Raw genomic sequence first — 17,767 nt, 5'->3', positions numbered from 1 at the left:
ATGCAAGCAAAGGGTATTTTATTTGATTTAGATGGTACATTAGTTAACTCATTACCAGCAGTTGAACGCTGCTGGTTAGGCTTTGCCGAGCGCCACCAACTTAATCATTCCTATGTATTAAAAACCATTCATGGCCGTAAAGCTATCGATAATATAAAACTATTCTTACCTAATAAGCCAGAAAGTTTTATCACACAAGAGTATCATTGGCTGGAACAATTAGAGGCTCAAGATATCAAAGATATTGATGAAATATCTGGTGCAAGTCATTTCTTACAACAGTTATCTTCACTTAATATTCCTTGGGGAGTTGTAACCTCTGGTACCAAAAAAGTAGCGGATTCTCGTTTTGCTATTCTCAATGTAGCTAAACCGAAAGTTTTTATTACCGGTGAAATGGTTTTTAAAACAAAGCCTGCGCCTGATGGCTATCTACAAGGTGCAGATTTACTCGGATTACCTGCTGATGAGTGCATTGTTTTTGAAGATTCTAAAGCGGGCATTGAATCAGCATTGAATGCGCATTGTCAAATTATTACTGTTAACACTCCTAACTCACTTGATGATAATCGTATGTTAAATATTAATTCTTTTGACGAGTTAGTCATCAATAAATTAAACCAGAACAATTTTGAAATTTTAAAGAATAAGGTATGAAGTATGATTAGTAAATTTATTGCTTTATTTAATCACATTTGAATCCGCAAATATCTTATTGAGTAATTGTTGATAATATGTTCAATATCTGCTTGATTTGAACATATTATCAACGGTGTTATCCATTATTAATTTATATTATCGATGATCTGTTTAAAGGTCAAAAATCAACAAAAGGTAGGTATTAATTTGACTGCTTCCTAACTCTAATGTTTCTTTAGCAAAATATATTCAATAATAATAGATGCTCTATTACTATGATTATTGAGCCAATTTTGGGGCTCTATTTTTACCATTGGTAGTTTTTCTTTAAGCTATATACCATTTTTCTTTTATTCTACTTGGCTATTTTTACTGCGATTAACAAACATCATCACGGCAAAAGCAATAACGGTTAAATAGATAATGAAGATACCATATGTTGATAACATATCGATAAATGAACGTCCGCGTATACCTATGTCACGAAAGAAGCGAAATAACCAAACTAATGGAAAGGCATGACTAACATAAAAGGCCCATATTGGCATAATGCCTACTGCCATGGTTGAACCACCCATAATAAAGCCAGGAGGGACAAGGAAAATCATTTTACTTGCTCCTTCGCCGGGATGGTTTGTTTTCCAAGATAGTAGTAAACCTAACCAACCAAAAGCTAAACCAGTCATAAAAATGCTTGGTACGAAGGTAAAATAGTTACCATCAAAACGTAATTGACCAAATATTACTAGTATTGCCGTGATTAAGGTTAAAGCAGTGGTATAAAATAGGGCATAAGGCACTGTTCTGGCTAATAATGGTAAAAATCCTCGTTCAATTACTGTATTCCACATCCCCATGGTTTTTAATCGACCAATAATCATTAACGAGGTTAAACCATAGGTTAATGATGAAAAGAAGTAAACAAAATAGATAATCGTGGATATTGTTGATGAACTAGCCGGATTAAACATGGTTCTCGTTTTTAATTGCATTGGTGATAAGGTCGCTTCTGTTGCTTCTCGACCTAGTCCTAATGCTGCTACTTTACCAACACTTAATTCTGCACCTGATTCAGGGATAATTTCATTAAGGCTTTGCATTACTTTGGCATTTTGGGCATCATTTGAGTCATCAGCAAAATAACCTAATTTAACCGTACGGTCCCCTTTCTTTAATGATTTTTCTAGCCCTTTAGGGATATATAACACGCCTAAATTACGATCATGTGAAACCAAGGTAATTGGATTAACTGGCGATCGAATCACTTCTGTTATTTCAATAAATGGTGATGTATTTACCTTACTGATTAATTCAGTTGAATAATTAGAACCATCAAGATCTATAACGGCAATTTTTCCTTCAAAAACTGAACCATGACTCAGAACAATTGAAAAAATAAGTGATACGATGGCTGCTAAACCTAGGCACACTTTATAATAAGGAATGAAGTGGCCTGACAACATAGCGTCAAGCTCTTCAAGCATAGATTTAATGATGTTTTGTCGCATCATTGATCAACCTCAATTGTCATACCGGTTAATAGTTGTGGAATAGATTCCATATAAATTCTGACTTGGTAAGATGTTAAATCAGCCTGTCCTCGTTCTCGAGTCATGCGTAAGTCAGCAAATGATGGCGCAGCAGTTGCAAATCGAACGGTGCCTTTTACGGTTTTATCTAATGCGATAACATTCGCTTTCACCTTTGTGCCTGGTTGATAATCATTGACCATTTTTTCATTAACATAGATATCGACATATTTGCGATCAGTTTCTAATAATACAGCTGGTGCTCCAGCAGGTGCCATCTCACCATCTTCAAACATCAGTTTTAGAACTTTACCATCTTCTGGCGCAACTAATGTTAGTCGATCGTAATTGACTTGTAATTGTTTTAAATCAGCTTGAGCTTGTGCTAATTGCGCTTTAATTTGAGCAAGCTGATTTTGACGATTTTGCAGTTTTTGTCGATCAATAGTAATTGATTGCAATGTCATACCTGTGGCATTTCTAGTTTGTTCAAACTGGTTAATTTGGTCTGGAGTTGCGCCAATCATTAAGGTTGATAATTGGCTTTCAATCTGTACAACCTGCATTTTGGTACTAATGTAGACATTTCGTGCAGCATCAAGTTGTGATTGAGAAGTACCGCCCGTTTTTCTTAATTGAGTATGGCGTTGAAATTCAGTATTAGCTAGATCACGAGCAGACTTTGCCGCTTCAAGGTTAGCTTTAACTTCCTCAATTTTTCGCCAAGTTGATAACTCATTAAGATTGATTTCATTTTCAGTGATTTCGATTGCTGCTTGTTCTTGATTAACCGCAGCAGTTTGACTATCAACTAATGCTTGCAAGCGATCAATTGATAGCTTGGTATCAATATCTTCAAGTTGCATTAATGGGTCGCCTTTTTTAACGAATTGTGATTCTTGGACAAAGCGTTTAATTACTTTTCCACCTACATTTTGAAAGGCAACATTGATTTCATCAGCGGTTAATACCCCTGATTTGATACTTTTAGCAACAGTTACTGCATCATTTCTTGAACCAAGACAAATTAATGTAGATCCAAATAGAAGTAGCAATAAAAATATAGCAGGAATTTTAATGTTTTTGGGTAAATTTAAGTTTAATTTATTTTTCATTTATTTAGTCAGCTAAGTATATTGTTAAAATATCATGATTATGAATAATTATTGGCAATTATTTACGCAATAATTTGCGTAACATTGCAATTAAAGATTCCTGCTCTTGTGGATTTAAGACTTGAGCAAAAGCACGAATCGATTTTAAGTGATTAGGTAATGCCTTTTGAATAAGATTTTCCCCTGTTGCAGTAAGGGTGATTAGTCGAGAGCGGCCATCTTCTCCACTTTTGGTCATTGATATTAAAGGATCGGGTGCTGCTAACATTCGTTTCACCATTACCGAAACGGTTGCTGGTGTTACGCCAACTCTTAATGCTAACTCGCTAGCGCAAGTTTCTCCTTCACTATATAGTGACATTAACAAGGCAAATTTTCCTTCAGATACATCATAATCTTTGGCTAGTTGTGCATAAATATTTGATCGAATTAAATCGGCGGTGGTGATTAAACTTAAGACAAGATCAACGCCTGAAACCTCAATAATTTCATCATTAAATCTTTGTGCTTTTGCTAAAGTTTCGCGAGAAGGAAGTATTCTTGAATTGTAATTCAATTGTCATTACCTAATTTATTTAGTCGGCTAATTATACTTATTTAATCCTAATTGACAATCCTTTTTTTATTCGTAATTTGTGATGTTTATCATAATAATATTCTAATGTTGCTTGATAGTTAAATAGTGAAAAAAGATAACTCATTGTTTTCAAAATTATTATTTGATCTACTACTAAAGTGGTAACCCTTGAGGATAATTATATTCTGGTTAAAGTTCCTTAAAATATCAATTAGATAAAAATTAACTAATTGAATTAAAAATAAATTTGGAGCTTTTTATGAGTAAAACCAATCTTGTCATTATTGGCAATGGGATGGTTGGACATCGTTTTGTCGAAGAGATTATCGAGAAAATGCAGGCTGATAAGTTCAACATCACTATTTTTTGCCAAGAGCCTAGAGTTGCTTACGATCGCGTTCATCTCTCGTCCTACTTTTCAGGCCATACCGCAGAAGCATTATCTTTAGTTAGAGAAGGTTTATATCAAGAAAATGATATAAATATTCTACTTAATGAGCGGGTTATATTAATTAACCGACAACGTAAAGAAGTGCATTCACAAACAGGACGAATAATCTCTTATGATAAATTGATTATTGCAACGGGATCTTATCCATGGGTACCACCAATTAAAGGTGCTGATGGAGCAAATTGTTTTGTTTATCGTACTATTGAAGATCTTGATGCTATTCGTAATTGTGCCAGCAATTGTAAAACTGGTGCAGTAGTGGGTGGCGGTTTGCTTGGCCTTGAAGCTGCCGGGGCGCTAAAGAATTTAGGCATTGAAACTCATGTCGTTGAATTTGCGCCAGTGTTAATGGCAGAGCAACTTGATTCTATGGGTGGTGAACAATTACGTCGAAAAATTGAGGAGATGGGGGTTGGTGTTCATACCAGTAAAAATACCCAAGAAATTATTCATACGCCATCAGGTAAAATTATGCAATTTTCTGATGGTTCATCACTTGAAATTGATTTTATTGTTTTTTCAACAGGTATTCGTCCTAGCGATCAATTAGCCAAAGCATGTGAGCTTGATATTGGCCCTCGTGGTGGGATTGTTGTTAACGATTATTGTCAAACATCAGATCCCGATATTTATGCGATTGGGGAGTGTGCTTGTTGGCAAGGTAAAGTTTATGGTCTTGTTGCCCCTGGATACAAAATGGCACAGGTCGCGTTAGCCCATTTAATCGGCGAAAATGCTAAATTTGAAGGCGCTGATATGAGTGCTAAACTCAAATTGATGGGAGTTGATGTTGGTAGTATTGGTGATGCCAAAGCGAAGACACTAGGTTGTCGGAGTTATGTTTACTTAGACGAAAATATCCCAGTTTATAAAAAATTAGTGGTTTCAAATGATAATAGTAAATTGCTTGGTGCTGTATTAGTTGGTGATACATCAGATTATAGTAATTTATTACAATTAATGCTTAATAATATGGATCTGCCAGAACATCCTGATAGCTTAATTTTACCTTCTCATGCCGGAGCTAAACCTGTATTAGGCGCTGATGCTTTACCGGATAATGCACAAATATGTTCTTGTTTTGATGTAACAAAAGCAAAAATTGTGCAAGCTATTCATGCTGGTTGTCATACGGTGGCAGCAATTAAAACCGAAACGAAAGCAGGTACTGGATGTGGTGGCTGTATTCCATTAGTAACACAAATCCTTAATTTAGAATTAGCTAAGCAAGGTATTGAAGTTAGTCATGCCCTTTGTGAACATTTTAAATATTCTCGTCAAGAGCTTTTCCATCTTATTCGAGTTGAAGGATTAACTTCTTTCAGTGAAGTGATTACAAAACATGGTACTGGTTATGGTTGCGAAGTTTGTAAACCAACAATTGGGTCAATATTAGCATCATGTTGGAATAATTATATTCTTAAACCAGATCTTGTTCCTTTGCAAGATAGTAATGACATTTTTTTAGGTAACATCCAGAAAAATGGTACTTATTCCATTATCCCACGTAGTGCTGGTGGTGAAATTACACCAGAAGGCTTAATTGCGATCGGCCAGATTGCAAGGAAATATAATCTGTATTCTAAAATCACCGGATCTCAGCGAATTGGTTTATTCGGTGCACAAAAAGACGATCTTCCAGCTATTTGGAAAGAGCTCATAGCCGCTGGTTTTGAAAGTGGTCATGCCTATGCGAAGGCGTTACGTATGGCTAAAACATGTGTGGGTAGTACTTGGTGTCGTTTTGGTGTTGGCGATAGTGTCGGTTTTGGGGTTGAATTAGAAAATCGTTATAAAGGTATTAGAGCACCTCATAAATTTAAACTTGGTGTTTCAGGTTGTACTCGGGAGTGTGCGGAGGCGCAAGGTAAAGATATTGGTGTTATTGCTACTGAAAAAGGTTGGAATCTATATGTTTGTGGTAATGGAGGTATGAAGCCTCGTCATGCTGATTTACTTGCTGCGGATTTAGATAAAGAGACGCTTATACGTTATTTAGATCGTTTTATCATGTTCTATATTCGCACAGCTGATAAATTACAACGAACTTCCGTTTGGTTTGAGAATCTTGAAGGAGGAATCGATTATTTACGTAGTGTGATTATTGATGACAAGTTAGGTATTAATGCCGAACTAGAAAAAGAGATGGATCGGGTTCGACAATTAGTAGTCTGCGAATGGAAAGAAACAGTGGATAACCCAGCAGCACAAATCCGTTTTGCCCATTTTGTTAATAGTTCTAAGCGTGATGATAATGTTCAATTTGTGCCTGAACGCGATCAACATCGCCCAGCAACTCTTGAAGAACGTCAAACTATGTTAGGAGAATAGATTATGAGCCAATGGATTACTATTTGTAAATTACAAGATATTTTACCTGAAACAGGAATATGTGCTCTAGTCGGCAAAGAACATGTTGCAGTTTTTCGTCCCTACAATACTAATGAGCTTTATGCGATTAGTAATATTGACCCTTTTGCGAATGCCAGCGTCCTTTCTCGTGGCATTATTGCTGAACATGAAAATGAGCTATGGGTCGCAAGTCCTCTTAAAAAACAGCGTTTTCGTTTAAAGGATGGTTATTGTCTTGAAAATGAAGATTATTCTGTTACTCATTATGAAGTCAAAGTAGATAATGATGAATTTGTGCAAATAAAATCTAATTAATTAATCGCATTAGGAATACAAAATGTATACAGAAACAATTAACAAATGTGCAGCTAATGCTGCGCGGATCGTTCGACTAGCTAAAACCAATCCAATTGGATTTTGGTTAAGTTCTGCTATGGCAGGTGCTTACGTTGGTTTAGGAATTATATTAATTTTCACACTAGGTAATTTGCTTGATCCATCCGTTAGGCCTTTAGTTATGGGGGCAACCTTTGGTATAGCATTAACTTTAGTGGTAATTGCCGGCTCAGAATTATTTACTGGCCATACCATGTTTTTAACTTTTGGCGTGCAGGCTAAAAAAATTACTCATTGTCAAATGTGGTGTGTATTGCCACAAACATGGTTAGGCAATTTGCTTGGATCAATTTTTGTGGCCGCTTTGTTTTATTGGGCTGCAAGTCCATTATTGGCAACAGATACTTCGCTTGTGCATACCGCTGCATTGGCAAAAACATCTGCGCCAGCAACAGCATTATTCTTTCGGGGAATTTTATGTAACTGGTTAGTTTGCTTAGCTATTTGGATGGCAAACCGAGTAGAGGGGTCAGCAAAATTTATTGCAATATGGTGGTGTTTATTAGCCTTTATTGCTTGTGGTTATGAACATAGTGTTGCCAATATGACGTTATTTTCACTTTCTTGGTTTGGTAATCATTCTGATTCTTACACATTAGCAGGCATTGGTCATAATTTGTTATGGGTTTCATTAGGAAATTTAGTATCCGGCGCACTATTTATGGGGTTAGGATATTGGTTTTCAACACCTAAATCAGAGCGACCTTAATTATAAATAACAGAAGTTTTTATTGTTCAATTTACTGATTGGTATGGTAATTAGCAATCAGTAAATTGCTCTTAAATCAAAAATATATTAATGGTTGTTTTGAAATTGTATGGATTATTTACCTTTATTTTGCAAATTAGAAAATCGTGATTGTTTATTAGTTGGTGGTGGCGAAATAGCTGAGCGTAAAGCTCGATTATTACTTGAAGCTGGTGCAAAATTAACTGTCAATGCACTTGAATTTAACCCACAATTTATCTGTTGGCAGCAACAAAAGCAGTTAGTTTTAATAAAAAGTGAGTTTAACGAGCAACTGCTAGATAATAAATGGTTAGTTATTGCTGCAACTAACTGTCAAAAAACCAATCAACAAGTTAGTAGAACCGCAGAAAACCGTCGTATCTTTTGTAATGTGGTCGACTCCCCCAAAGATGCAAGTTTTATTATGCCTTCAATTATTGATCGTTCCCCTATTATGGTAGCCATCTCTTCAGAAGGGCATGCTCCTGTATTAGCTCGCTTGTTACGTGAAAAATTTGAAGCAATATTGCCGCAACATATTGGTAAATTAGCCATATATGCCGGTTATTTACGCAATAAAGTAAAAGCAACTTACCGAAGTATGACTGAACGTCGACGATTTTGGGAAAAATTGTTTTCTCATGATAGATTAGCTCAAGCAATAGTGAATAATGATTCAGAAAATGTCGATACATTAACTAATGAATTATTTGATGATTCGTTGGATTGTCGTGGCGAAGTGGTCTTAGTTGGTGCTGGCCCTGGTGATCCAGGATTGTTAACTTTAAAAGGTCTTCAACAAATTCAACAAGCGGATATTATTGTTTATGATAGATTAGTCTCAAAAGAAATAATGAATTTAACTCGACGAGACGCGCAACGAATTTTTGTTGGTAAACACCCCGGTTTTCATTGTGTTCCGCAAGAACAAATTAATCAAATATTATTGGAACAAGCACAAAAGGGCCTGAGAGTGGTACGACTTAAAGGTGGTGATCCTTTCATTTTTGGTCGAGGAGGAGAAGAGCTTGAAACATTATTCAATGCTAATATTCCTTTTTCGGTAGTACCTGGCATTACTGCGGCTTCTGGATGCTCGGCGTATAGTGGAATACCACTAACTCATCGTGATTACGCACATAGTGTACGTTTAATAACTGGTCATCTAAAAGATGGATCTCATCTTGATTGGCGAAGTTTAGCGGCTGAAAAGCAGACTTTGGTTTTTTATATGGGGCTATCGCAAGCAGAAAATATTAAAACGAATTTAATTAAACACGGTATGGATGGTCAGACTCCTATTGCTATTGTTGAAGAGGGTACCACTACTAAGCAAAAAGTCATCAATGGTTTATTATCCGAACTTGGTCAGCTAGCTTTACAAGCTCGTAGCCCTAGTTTAATTATCGTTGGTCCGGTGGTGGCATTACGAGAAAAACTTAACTGGTTTTCACAGAATTAGTATAAATTGACAAGGAAATGATAGGATATCTTATAATATTCTTTATTTTCTTGCCTTTTGTTTCCAAACAATTTGACTAAAAAATATTGTTACAAAGTGTTTTATAACAATATCGACTTTGCCTTTTTTATCAAAATTTAAGAAGGCGTATCGACATCATCCCAATCGGCATTTTCAAAGTTTGTTAGCCAATTTAAAGCATGTTGTCTTTCTTGAATAACGCCTTCCATTATTTCTACAGGTAGTGTTTTATTATTAAGCCGACAATCTCTTGCTAGCCAATGTAATCGGTAATTTAAATCTAATGCATCTAGCAGTTCACTTGTTGGTCTTAAGGTAAAAGTAGATAGTTCGGGATTACTATTTTCTAAACCAGTTTCAACTAATGAAGATACATTACAAAAAGTATCCGCAAAAGGTAATTTTGATTGCCAATTTAGTGCCCATTGTAGTGGTAATAAGGCTTCATAGCGCCAACTCATATTCATAACATCTTGTTCTTGCGGTTGAGGTGCGTGAATAAAATCATATTCAATATTTGATAAAGCAGAAAACCCTAACGGACAACGCGCTTTGAATTCCTCAGGATCTAATGGGGCATTTTCTCGAAAGCTTTCGGCTTGAATTCCTGTTAACATCAGGGCTAAGGCTCGTTTTTTTACTTCATCGGGTGTTCTAAGTATTACTTCAGATTCAGCAACGACAGGAGGTAAGCTTACAAGCGGATGTAATCCTAACGTTGCTAAATACTGCTCAGTTTTTGCTTTGCGTTGTAATGCTTCTGACGGATAAGGCATTTTAACATTTATATCAAATTTTCCATCTGGATCTTGTAAAACATCCATCTTAGGATTGCGAATCGTACCATCGGGGATAAATAAAATAACATTAGCCTGCTCAGCCCAATGCGCTAGTTCATTAAATTGATTTTCTTCTATTTCAAACGTAAACTGATGTTTAGTTTTTTGAATATGTCGATAAAGTTCATAACGGCGGGAATTCATTTCACCGTCACCTGCTTGCATAACATAGCCAATAAAACCATTAAGATGATCTGTAAAATTGAGTGAGTTCAATCCACGTTGATTTAATTTTTTACAACTAAAATTAATTGCGGTTGGATTTGTGAGTGTAGAGTAAGCATTGACTAATAGAGACATTTACAACTTCATCCTATTTTTTAATTTTGTTCAATAAATCAATTTAATTGATTTAACTAATTATAAATATTGTTTTTCAATTGAATCAAGTAGAAGAAAACGGTTGTTATAGAAAATTTTTAATGATTAGGATTAGATATTCTATCCAATTAAAAGTGTAAGCGGATATATGATATAAATCGGCATTAATACATTGCCAAGGTTATTCTTTACTCTGCAAATACCATACAGTCATTTCCATACGTGACTTAAAGTTGAGTTTTTTAAAAATACTTTTGATATGAACTTTTACCGTACTTTCAACAATATCTAACTCTTTTGCGATAAGTTTATTCGATAATCCTTGCACTAATAAGTTAAATGTTTCATGTTCTCTTGGGGTAAGTAAATTGATATCATGGGATTGGTTGGTTGTCTGGTTTTTATCATCACGCATATAATTAAGAATGATATGTGAAATAGCTTCATCCATAATGACTTTCCCTTCCGAAATATCCTTTAAGGCTTTAAGAAAATCTTCCGGTTCCATATCTTTTAACAAATAACCATCAGCACCAGTTTTGAGCGAGGTAATAATATCTTCTTTGGCGTCTGAGACAGTAAACATAATGATTCTGCTTGAAATGTTTTTCTCGCGTAAATAGCGTAGAATTTCTAGTCCACTGACATCATTCATATTGATATCTAACAAAATAATATCAGGATCAAGTGTTTCAGCCAGCTTAACTCCTTCTATCCCTGAACCAGTTTCACCGATAATTTCAAAATTATTGATGGTGTTAATAAGTTGCTTTACCCCATTTCTTAACATGGGATGATCATCAATAAGTAATATTGAACTTTTAACTTGATCCATTGGTTACTCTTTTATCATCTTGCAAGGAATTGTGTTTGTTGCTTTAAATGTTACCACAATTTCTGTTCCCATATTAGGCTTACTATTAATGACTAGATTGCCATTTAATACGCCAACTCTATCACGCATAATAATTAAACCATAGTGATTATCTTGATGTGTATTATTTTGTAAACCAATACCATTATCTTTTATGCTAACGGTAATAATTTGATTCTCATCAATCGTTAAGCTTATTTTGACCTGGGTTGCATTGGCGTGTTTATAGATATTATTTAAAGATTCCCGGACACATTGCAGTAAATGAAAGGCATATTTGCTATTGATGATATTGAGAGGTAATTGATATTCAATCTGAATTGTAAATTTCAATTTTTGATTAAACTCATCAATTAACTCCATGAAACTGGCATAAAAACCAGTTTGGTTAAGACGTAAGCGAAACGAGGTAATTAACTCTCTTAATTGAGAGTAGGTTATATTAACCTCTTTACGCATAGTCGTCAGCAAATCGATACTGGTTTGGGAAGTTAAATCCGATTGCATCTGTAAGCAACTAAGATGTATTTTTAAACAAGAAAGTGATTGCGCTATCGAGTCATGTAGTTCCCTAGCCATTGCTGAACGTTCTTTCATTAATAGATATTGTTTTTGTTGTTCTATTTGCCTATCAAGCATTAGTGCTGTAGTCATTTGTTCAACTAAAGCAGTAATTAAATTTTCTTGTTCTGTACCTAGTTGTACTTTTGATGGCTGTATTGCAAATAAAATGCCAAATTTTTCTCCTTTTTCTTGCAGATACCAATAGCGCTGAAAACCATTTTCTTGATAAGATTTTGAAGGAATAAGACAAGCATTACATTCTGAATTTTGGCAATAAGGGAGTTTTTGTTGGTTGTCATAGCTGAATTGTTGAAAATGTTCTATGTTATCTGATTCATAAAATCGGATTTGAAACTGTGTTAATGGTACTAATTCTTCTAGTCCACGAAGTATAATTAAAAAGCGCTCACATAATGGATCTGAGGTATGGAGTTGCTTGATAGCTTGATATTGAAATGACAAAATTTTATTGATTTGTTGTAATTCAGCTGTTTTTTCTGTGACGCGCTCTTCTAACAACAGATACTGTTGTTCAATTTGTTCCGCCATTTTATCAAAGGCTTGCCCCAGTAAATCAAACTCACTTTTGGTCGTTTTACTGTTAAAGCGTTGACTAAAATTCTGTTGCGAAATCGATTCTGCCATATGAATTAACTTACGCCATGGCGCAAGAAGATAACGACGTAAATAGTAAATTTGTGCCAGAAGAAATAGTGCAATTAGAATGATAAAAATGAGTTGTAATTGTGAAAGATAATGGATTTGATTTTCTGTCTTTTGATCAATTTGATGAACTAGTTTATCAGTGTGAGCAACAAAATTATCAATTTCATTTTTTATCTCATTTATATTGTTTGCTTGTTGAAGTTTCGGAACAATATGCTTGAACCACTGCGACTGTAATTGATTAAAATCATCAATTAACTGATAACGTTCAAATAATTTTAATTGTTGTGATGATGGGATATCATTAAAAATGTTAAGTCGATAAATATCCTTTTTTTCTATAGGTGTCATTGCTAAAAGTTGATAGCTCTTCATTCTGATTAATCCTAATTGATTAATCATATAAGCGCTACCTTTAGTATCATTAGCGACTTGTATTGACAAAAATAGCGCCAATAATGCCATAGCTCCTAAAAAGAGCATTAAAAGTGTTAAACGATTAATAATAGAAGCACTGTAGCGAAATTTTCTTTTTAGCATATAGGTACTCAATATTTTTGCGTTAAATATTATGCAAATAAATAATAATTTAACTATATTGTAGCGTGAAAATAGCTGGCCTAAGATCTTTTTTGTGACTTTTTGCGATCTTTTATTAAACAGCGCTTGCAACAAGCATAAATTTTGCGTAAAATTCACGCCCTATAAGATTAATCAATGCAGACATATATTTTTAATCAGGAATCGTCTGCTTTTTATTGCGGAGTTAAGTATGTACGCAGTTTTCCAAAGTGGTGGTAAACAACACCGAGTTAGCGAAGGACAAGTCGTTCGCTTGGAAAAAATTGAAGTCGAAACAGGTGCAGAAGTTGTTTTCGATAAAGTTTTAATGGTAGCAAATGGTGAAGACATCAAAGTTGGTGCTCCGTTTGTTGAAGGTGCAACAATTAAAGCAGAAATTGTTGAACACGGTCGTGGCGAGAAAGTGAAAATTGTTAAATTCCGTCGTCGTAAACACTATCGTAAACAACAAGGTCACCGTCAGTGGTTCACTGATGTGAAGATCACTGCAATCGCTTAATAGGAGTATCGAACAATGGCACATAAGAAGGCTGGTGGTTCATCACGTAATGGTCGTGATTCCCAGAGTAAACGTTTAGGTGTTAAACGTTATGGTTCTCAAGAAGTTCTTGCGGGTAACATTTTAGTTCGTCAACGTGGAACTCAATTCCACCCGGGCACTAATGTAGGTTGTGGTCGTGATCATACCCTATTCGCTTTAGTTGATGGGCAAGTAAAATTCGAAGTTAAAGGACCTAAAAACCGCCGTTATGTTAGTGTAGTTGCTAACAGCTAATAAATTCGCGGTTCATAAGTTATAGAAGCCTCACAGTTATTGTGGGGCTTTTTTCATTTCTTGAAATTTATATAAAGTAATTCATTATGATAAAACAGCAAAATGTCAAATTAGGTTTTGCACTAGCCATGTTAACTGCAGTGATGTGGGGACTGGTGCCAATTGCCATGAAATATGCATTAGTTGTTATTGATCCATTAACATTAGCTTGGTCACGATTAAGTATCTCTGCTATCGGTATTACACTATGGTTGGCTTATAAAAAACAGTTTCCTAATTTAGCTATGTTCAAAAAACGTCGCCGTTTTATCTTATTGATGATTGCTGGGTTTGGCCTACTGGGTAATTTTGCACTTTTTGCTACAGCTGTTCAGTATTTATCTGCAACTACAGCGCAAGTTGTTGGCCAAACCGGTATTGTTATATTTATGATTTCAAGTGCTTTTATTTTCAAGGAGAAATTAAGACCCACTCAAATTATCGGTATAACTATATTGTTAATTGGGTTAGGGCTATTTTTCAATGAAAATCTAGCCGATCTTTTTGCTAATATGTCTTCATACGGTAAAGGAGTGTGGTTGGCTTTATTAGCTTCGGTTTCATGGGCCTGTTATGCATTAGCACAAAAAGTATTACTAAGAAAATTACGTGCAGAACAGCTACTTTGGTTGATTTATCTTATATGTAGTATCTTTTTATGGCCACTAGCATCACCGACTAAAATTGCTAATGCTGATTTTAGTCAATTGTTTGCCATTATTTTTTGTGGGTTAAATACCATTATTGCCTATGGTGCTTTAGTGATGGCAATGGAACGTTGGCAAGCAGCACAAGTAAGTGCAATAACCACATTAACACCACTTTTTGCACTGATTTTTTCAGATTTATTTGCTTTACTATGGCCAGAAAAGTTTGCAATGCAATATTTAAATATTTTAGGTTATATTGGCGCAGTATCAGTGGTCGCTGGTGCAATGTTTGCAACGGTTGGACACTACTTGTGGCAACCACGAAAGGGCTGGCTAATTAACCGAAAGAAAGAGGACAAATAATGAAATTTGTAGATGAAGCTTCAATTCGTGTCGAAGCCGGAGATGGCGGAAATGGTTGTGTTGGTTTCCGCCGAGAAAAATATATACCTAAAGGTGGCCCTGATGGTGGCGATGGTGGAGACGGTGGTGATGTATTTTTTATTGCCGATGAAAACTTAAATACATTGGTTGATTTTCAATTTGAAAAAAACTACCGAGCAGAACGTGGTCAAAATGGACAAGGTTCTGATTGTACGGGGAAACGAGGTAAAGATATTACCGTTAAAGTACCAGTAGGAACTCGTATAACTGATAAATATACCGGTGAAATTATTGGTGATTTAACACATCATCAACAAAAAGTTCTGGTTGCTAAAGGTGGTTTTCATGGACTTGGTAATGCCCGTTTTAAATCATCAGTGAATCGTGCTCCACGACAAAAAACCGATGGTACCCCTGGTGAAAAACGTGATGTATTATTGGAATTATTATTGCTAGCTGATGTGGGTATGTTGGGTTTACCTAATGCCGGTAAATCAACATTTATTCGCAGTGTTTCAGCTGCTAAACCTAAAGTCGCTGATTATCCATTTACAACATTAGTACCTAGCTTGGGTGTTGTGCGAATGGATAATCAACAAAGTTTTGTTGTTGCAGATATCCCTGGATTGATTGAAGGGGCATCTGATGGTGCAGGGCTTGGTATTCGCTTTTTAAAACACCTTGAACGTTGTCGCGTATTAGTGCATTTAATTGATATAGCACCAATAGATGGTTCTGATCCAATTGAAAATGCGAAAGTTATTATTCAAGAATTGCATCAGTATAGTGATAAATTAGCAAATAAACCGCGTTGGTTAGTTTTTAATAAGATGGATGTATTAGGTCCTGATGAAAGTGAAAAACGTGCAGCTGAAATTGCGAAAGCTTTAAATTGGGATGAGAAATATTATCTTATTTCAGCGGTGAATCACGAAGGCGTAAAAGCATTATGTTGGGATTTAATGGATTATATTACGGCTCATCCTCGAGAGGCAGAACAAGAGGAAACATCGCCTGAAAAAGTCGAATTTATGTGGGATGATTATCATCAACAAGCAATGGATGATGCATTTGATGATGATTTTGATGATTGGGATGAGAGTGATGAAGAGGGTGTGGAGTTTATCTATCAAAAATAAAACTATTCCCAAAAGTTAATTATAATGGTTTGTTTATAGTTAAGTTTTCCAAAAAGCAGGGGCAAATCACCCTGCTCCTTTCAATTATATTGTTTATAAAAACAAAAAGTTAATACAGTAATACATTTTAAATTGATAAACTTTAATCTTTTTTTGAAAATAGTCAAAAAAATAACTTGCTTTTAATAATGAGAATGATTATCATTCAATTGTACTTTGTTAGAGCGTCGAAAGACTTCTAAAAAAGTATGACATTGCTCACATTGCTTCCAATGTTTGCCAGCCTAGTAAAACTAAGCTGGCTTTTTTATTGTTTACTATATATATCTATTAGTAATTATCTTAGATTAACTGATGGATTATTGATATCAAATAAAACTAATAATGCCGCGTTACCACCAAATTCTTTTGGTGCTTGATGGAAACACATTACATGTGGATGTTGGGCTAACCACATTGGCGTTTGTTTTTTTAATATGTTTTTTCCATGGCCATACATAATACAAGCACAATTGGCATTTTCACGTAAACAAGCAGCAATAAGTGCAGCGATTTCTTTTTTTGCTTCTTGCTGGGTTAATCCATGTAGATCTAAAAAAAACTCGGGTGAATAAAATCCTCGTCGCAATTTTTTTAACTCATTGTTATCCGCATTTTCACGAATGTAACGAATAGGATCTTCTTGTAGAAGTGGTTGGTAATCATCGGAAAAATAAAACTCATTATTTACTTTTTCATGTTGAAGCTTTTGATTATCAATTAGCTTTTGAGATTTTTTTACTGGTTTATGAATAACGGTATCTTGTTTAAGTTGTTTGGCATTCCCAATACTACTTTTAAACAAGTTGATATCTTTATCTTCTAATTTAAATTTATTTGGCATTGATTTTTACTCTGGATAAACTTTTTCTTTATATTCACACAAATCTTCAATAACGCAAGATCCGCAGCGTGGCTTCCTAGCTATACAGGTATATCGACCATGTAATATTAACCAATGATGACAATTTATTTTATACTCATCTGGAACTACTTTAAGTAATTTTTCTTCGACAGCTTCAACCGTTTTACCTGGTGCAAATCCTGTTCGATTACTTACCCTAAAAATATGCGTATCGACAGCAATAGTTGGCCAACCAAACGCGGTATTTAAAACAACATTAGCTGTTTTCCTACCTACGCCAGGAAGAGCTATTAATGAATCAAAATTTTCAGGCACTTCACCTTGGTATTTATCAACCAAAATCTGACAAGTTTTGATGATATTTTCAGCTTTACTATTATATAAACCGATGGTTCGGATATAATCTTTTAATTTATTGACGCCTAACGCCAAAATTTGTTCAGCGGTATTTGCGATAGCGAATAATGGTTTAGTTGCTTTATTCACACTAACATCAGTCGCTTGAGCTGATAATACGACAGCTATAAGTAACTCGAATGGTGTTTTGTATACCAATTCAGTTGTAGGATCTTTAATATGTTCTTTTAATCTTTCTAAAATTTCTATTCTTGTTAATTGTTTCACAATATTTTATAAATAAAAAAAGTTAATTAATATTATATACATTATATGATATTTAACCTTAGGATATATTGAGTTTTTATATAGGTTGAAACTATTAACAGTGTATCTATTTAAAAAAATGAAGATATTTTTAT

At 34.9% G+C, this 17,767-nt stretch carries 17 protein-coding genes; 9 read left to right on the top strand and 8 right to left on the bottom strand.

Features of this window, described 5'->3' with window-relative positions:
* Nucleotides 1–657 carry an HAD-IA family hydrolase gene (locus B6C99_RS08195; protein ID WP_086359395.1) on the top strand — a complete coding sequence of 219 codons (657 nt, stop codon included), beginning with the start codon at nt 1–3 and terminating at the stop codon, nt 655–657.
* A 332-nt stretch (nt 658–989) separates the two neighbouring features.
* Here the strand turns inward: B6C99_RS08195 and B6C99_RS08190 are convergent, their stop codons facing one another.
* The 3 genes from B6C99_RS08190 to B6C99_RS08180 are packed head-to-tail and all read right to left on the bottom strand — an operon-like array spanning nt 990 to nt 3,839.
* A complete protein-coding gene (locus B6C99_RS08190; protein WP_216819427.1) occupies nt 990–2,150 on the bottom strand; it encodes an ABC transporter permease in 1,161 nt (386 codons plus the stop codon).
* Complete coding sequence (locus tag B6C99_RS08185; RefSeq protein WP_086359394.1) at nt 2,147–3,283, bottom strand: HlyD family secretion protein; 1,137 nt, start codon at nt 3,281–3,283, stop codon at nt 2,147–2,149. The genes B6C99_RS08190 and B6C99_RS08185 overlap by 4 nt, the downstream gene beginning before the upstream one ends.
* A gap of 58 nt (nt 3,284–3,341) precedes the next feature.
* Nucleotides 3,342–3,839 (bottom strand): MarR family winged helix-turn-helix transcriptional regulator, encoded by a 498-nt coding sequence (locus B6C99_RS08180; protein ID WP_065614700.1) that lies wholly within the window; start codon nt 3,837–3,839, stop codon nt 3,342–3,344.
* 280 nt (nt 3,840–4,119) lie between these two features.
* On the opposite strand from B6C99_RS08180, the gene nirB reads away from it, so the two are divergent.
* The 4 genes from nirB (at nt 4,120) to cysG (ending at nt 9,251) form a co-directional block, all read left to right on the top strand.
* Nucleotides 4,120–6,642: a nitrite reductase large subunit NirB gene (gene nirB / locus B6C99_RS08175; RefSeq protein ID WP_086359393.1), complete on the top strand. Its 2,523-nt coding sequence runs from the start codon at nt 4,120–4,122 to the stop codon at nt 6,640–6,642.
* 3 nt (nt 6,643–6,645) lie between these two features.
* Nucleotides 6,646–6,978 (top strand): nitrite reductase small subunit NirD, encoded by a 333-nt coding sequence (nirD, locus tag B6C99_RS08170; protein WP_086359392.1) that lies wholly within the window; start codon nt 6,646–6,648, stop codon nt 6,976–6,978.
* 22 nt (nt 6,979–7,000) lie between these two features.
* On the top strand, nt 7,001–7,768 hold the full coding sequence (nirC, locus tag B6C99_RS08165; RefSeq protein ID WP_086359391.1) for a nitrite transporter NirC: 768 nt from the start codon (nt 7,001–7,003) through the stop codon (nt 7,766–7,768).
* A gap of 109 nt (nt 7,769–7,877) precedes the next feature.
* Nucleotides 7,878–9,251, top strand: a complete 1,374-nt coding sequence (cysG, locus tag B6C99_RS08160; protein WP_086359390.1) for a siroheme synthase CysG — start codon at nt 7,878–7,880, stop codon at nt 9,249–9,251.
* Nucleotides 9,252–9,388: 137 nt separating this feature from the next.
* Here the strand turns inward: cysG and B6C99_RS08155 are convergent, their stop codons facing one another.
* From B6C99_RS08155 to narX, 3 genes are all read right to left on the bottom strand, one after another.
* Nucleotides 9,389–10,411, bottom strand: a complete 1,023-nt coding sequence (locus B6C99_RS08155) for a DUF4272 domain-containing protein (RefSeq protein ID WP_086359389.1) — start codon at nt 10,409–10,411, stop codon at nt 9,389–9,391.
* Between the two features lie 202 nt (nt 10,412–10,613).
* Entirely contained in the window at nt 10,614–11,267 is a 654-nt protein-coding gene (gene narL / locus B6C99_RS08150) for a two-component system response regulator NarL (protein WP_086359388.1), read from the bottom strand.
* A gap of 3 nt (nt 11,268–11,270) precedes the next feature.
* Complete coding sequence (gene narX / locus B6C99_RS08145) at nt 11,271–13,076, bottom strand: nitrate/nitrite two-component system sensor histidine kinase NarX (RefSeq protein ID WP_086359387.1); 1,806 nt, start codon at nt 13,074–13,076, stop codon at nt 11,271–11,273.
* 232 nt (nt 13,077–13,308) lie between these two features.
* Between narX and rplU the strand changes: the two genes are divergently transcribed.
* The 4 genes from rplU (at nt 13,309) to cgtA (ending at nt 16,105) form a co-directional block, all read left to right on the top strand.
* Nucleotides 13,309–13,617 carry a 50S ribosomal protein L21 gene (gene rplU / locus B6C99_RS08140; RefSeq protein ID WP_034883717.1) on the top strand — a complete coding sequence of 103 codons (309 nt, stop codon included), beginning with the start codon at nt 13,309–13,311 and terminating at the stop codon, nt 13,615–13,617.
* A 15-nt stretch (nt 13,618–13,632) separates the two neighbouring features.
* Entirely contained in the window at nt 13,633–13,893 is a 261-nt protein-coding gene (gene rpmA, locus B6C99_RS08135) for a 50S ribosomal protein L27 (protein WP_034883716.1), read from the top strand.
* An 86-nt stretch (nt 13,894–13,979) separates the two neighbouring features.
* Nucleotides 13,980–14,945, top strand: a complete 966-nt coding sequence (locus B6C99_RS08130) for a DMT family transporter (RefSeq protein WP_086359386.1) — start codon at nt 13,980–13,982, stop codon at nt 14,943–14,945.
* Nucleotides 14,945–16,105: an Obg family GTPase CgtA gene (gene cgtA / locus B6C99_RS08125; RefSeq protein WP_086359385.1), complete on the top strand. Its 1,161-nt coding sequence runs from the start codon at nt 14,945–14,947 to the stop codon at nt 16,103–16,105. The genes B6C99_RS08130 and cgtA overlap by 1 nt, the downstream gene beginning before the upstream one ends.
* A gap of 337 nt (nt 16,106–16,442) precedes the next feature.
* Here the strand turns inward: cgtA and smrB are convergent, their stop codons facing one another.
* Together smrB and nth are read right to left on the bottom strand one after the other, a co-directional pair.
* Entirely contained in the window at nt 16,443–16,988 is a 546-nt protein-coding gene (gene smrB / locus B6C99_RS08120) for an endonuclease SmrB (RefSeq protein ID WP_086359384.1), read from the bottom strand.
* A gap of 6 nt (nt 16,989–16,994) precedes the next feature.
* The gene (nth, locus tag B6C99_RS08115) at nt 16,995–17,633 is read right to left on the bottom strand and encodes an endonuclease III (protein ID WP_086359383.1); all 639 of its coding nucleotides are present in this window, start codon (nt 17,631–17,633) and stop codon (nt 16,995–16,997) included.
* Nucleotides 17,634–17,767 lie beyond the last annotated feature (134 nt).

Source organism: Gilliamella sp. N-G2 (assembly GCF_002142215.1).
Taxonomy (GTDB): domain Bacteria; phylum Pseudomonadota; class Gammaproteobacteria; order Enterobacterales; family Orbaceae; genus Gilliamella.
This window is presented reverse-complemented; position numbering and strand designations above follow the sequence as displayed.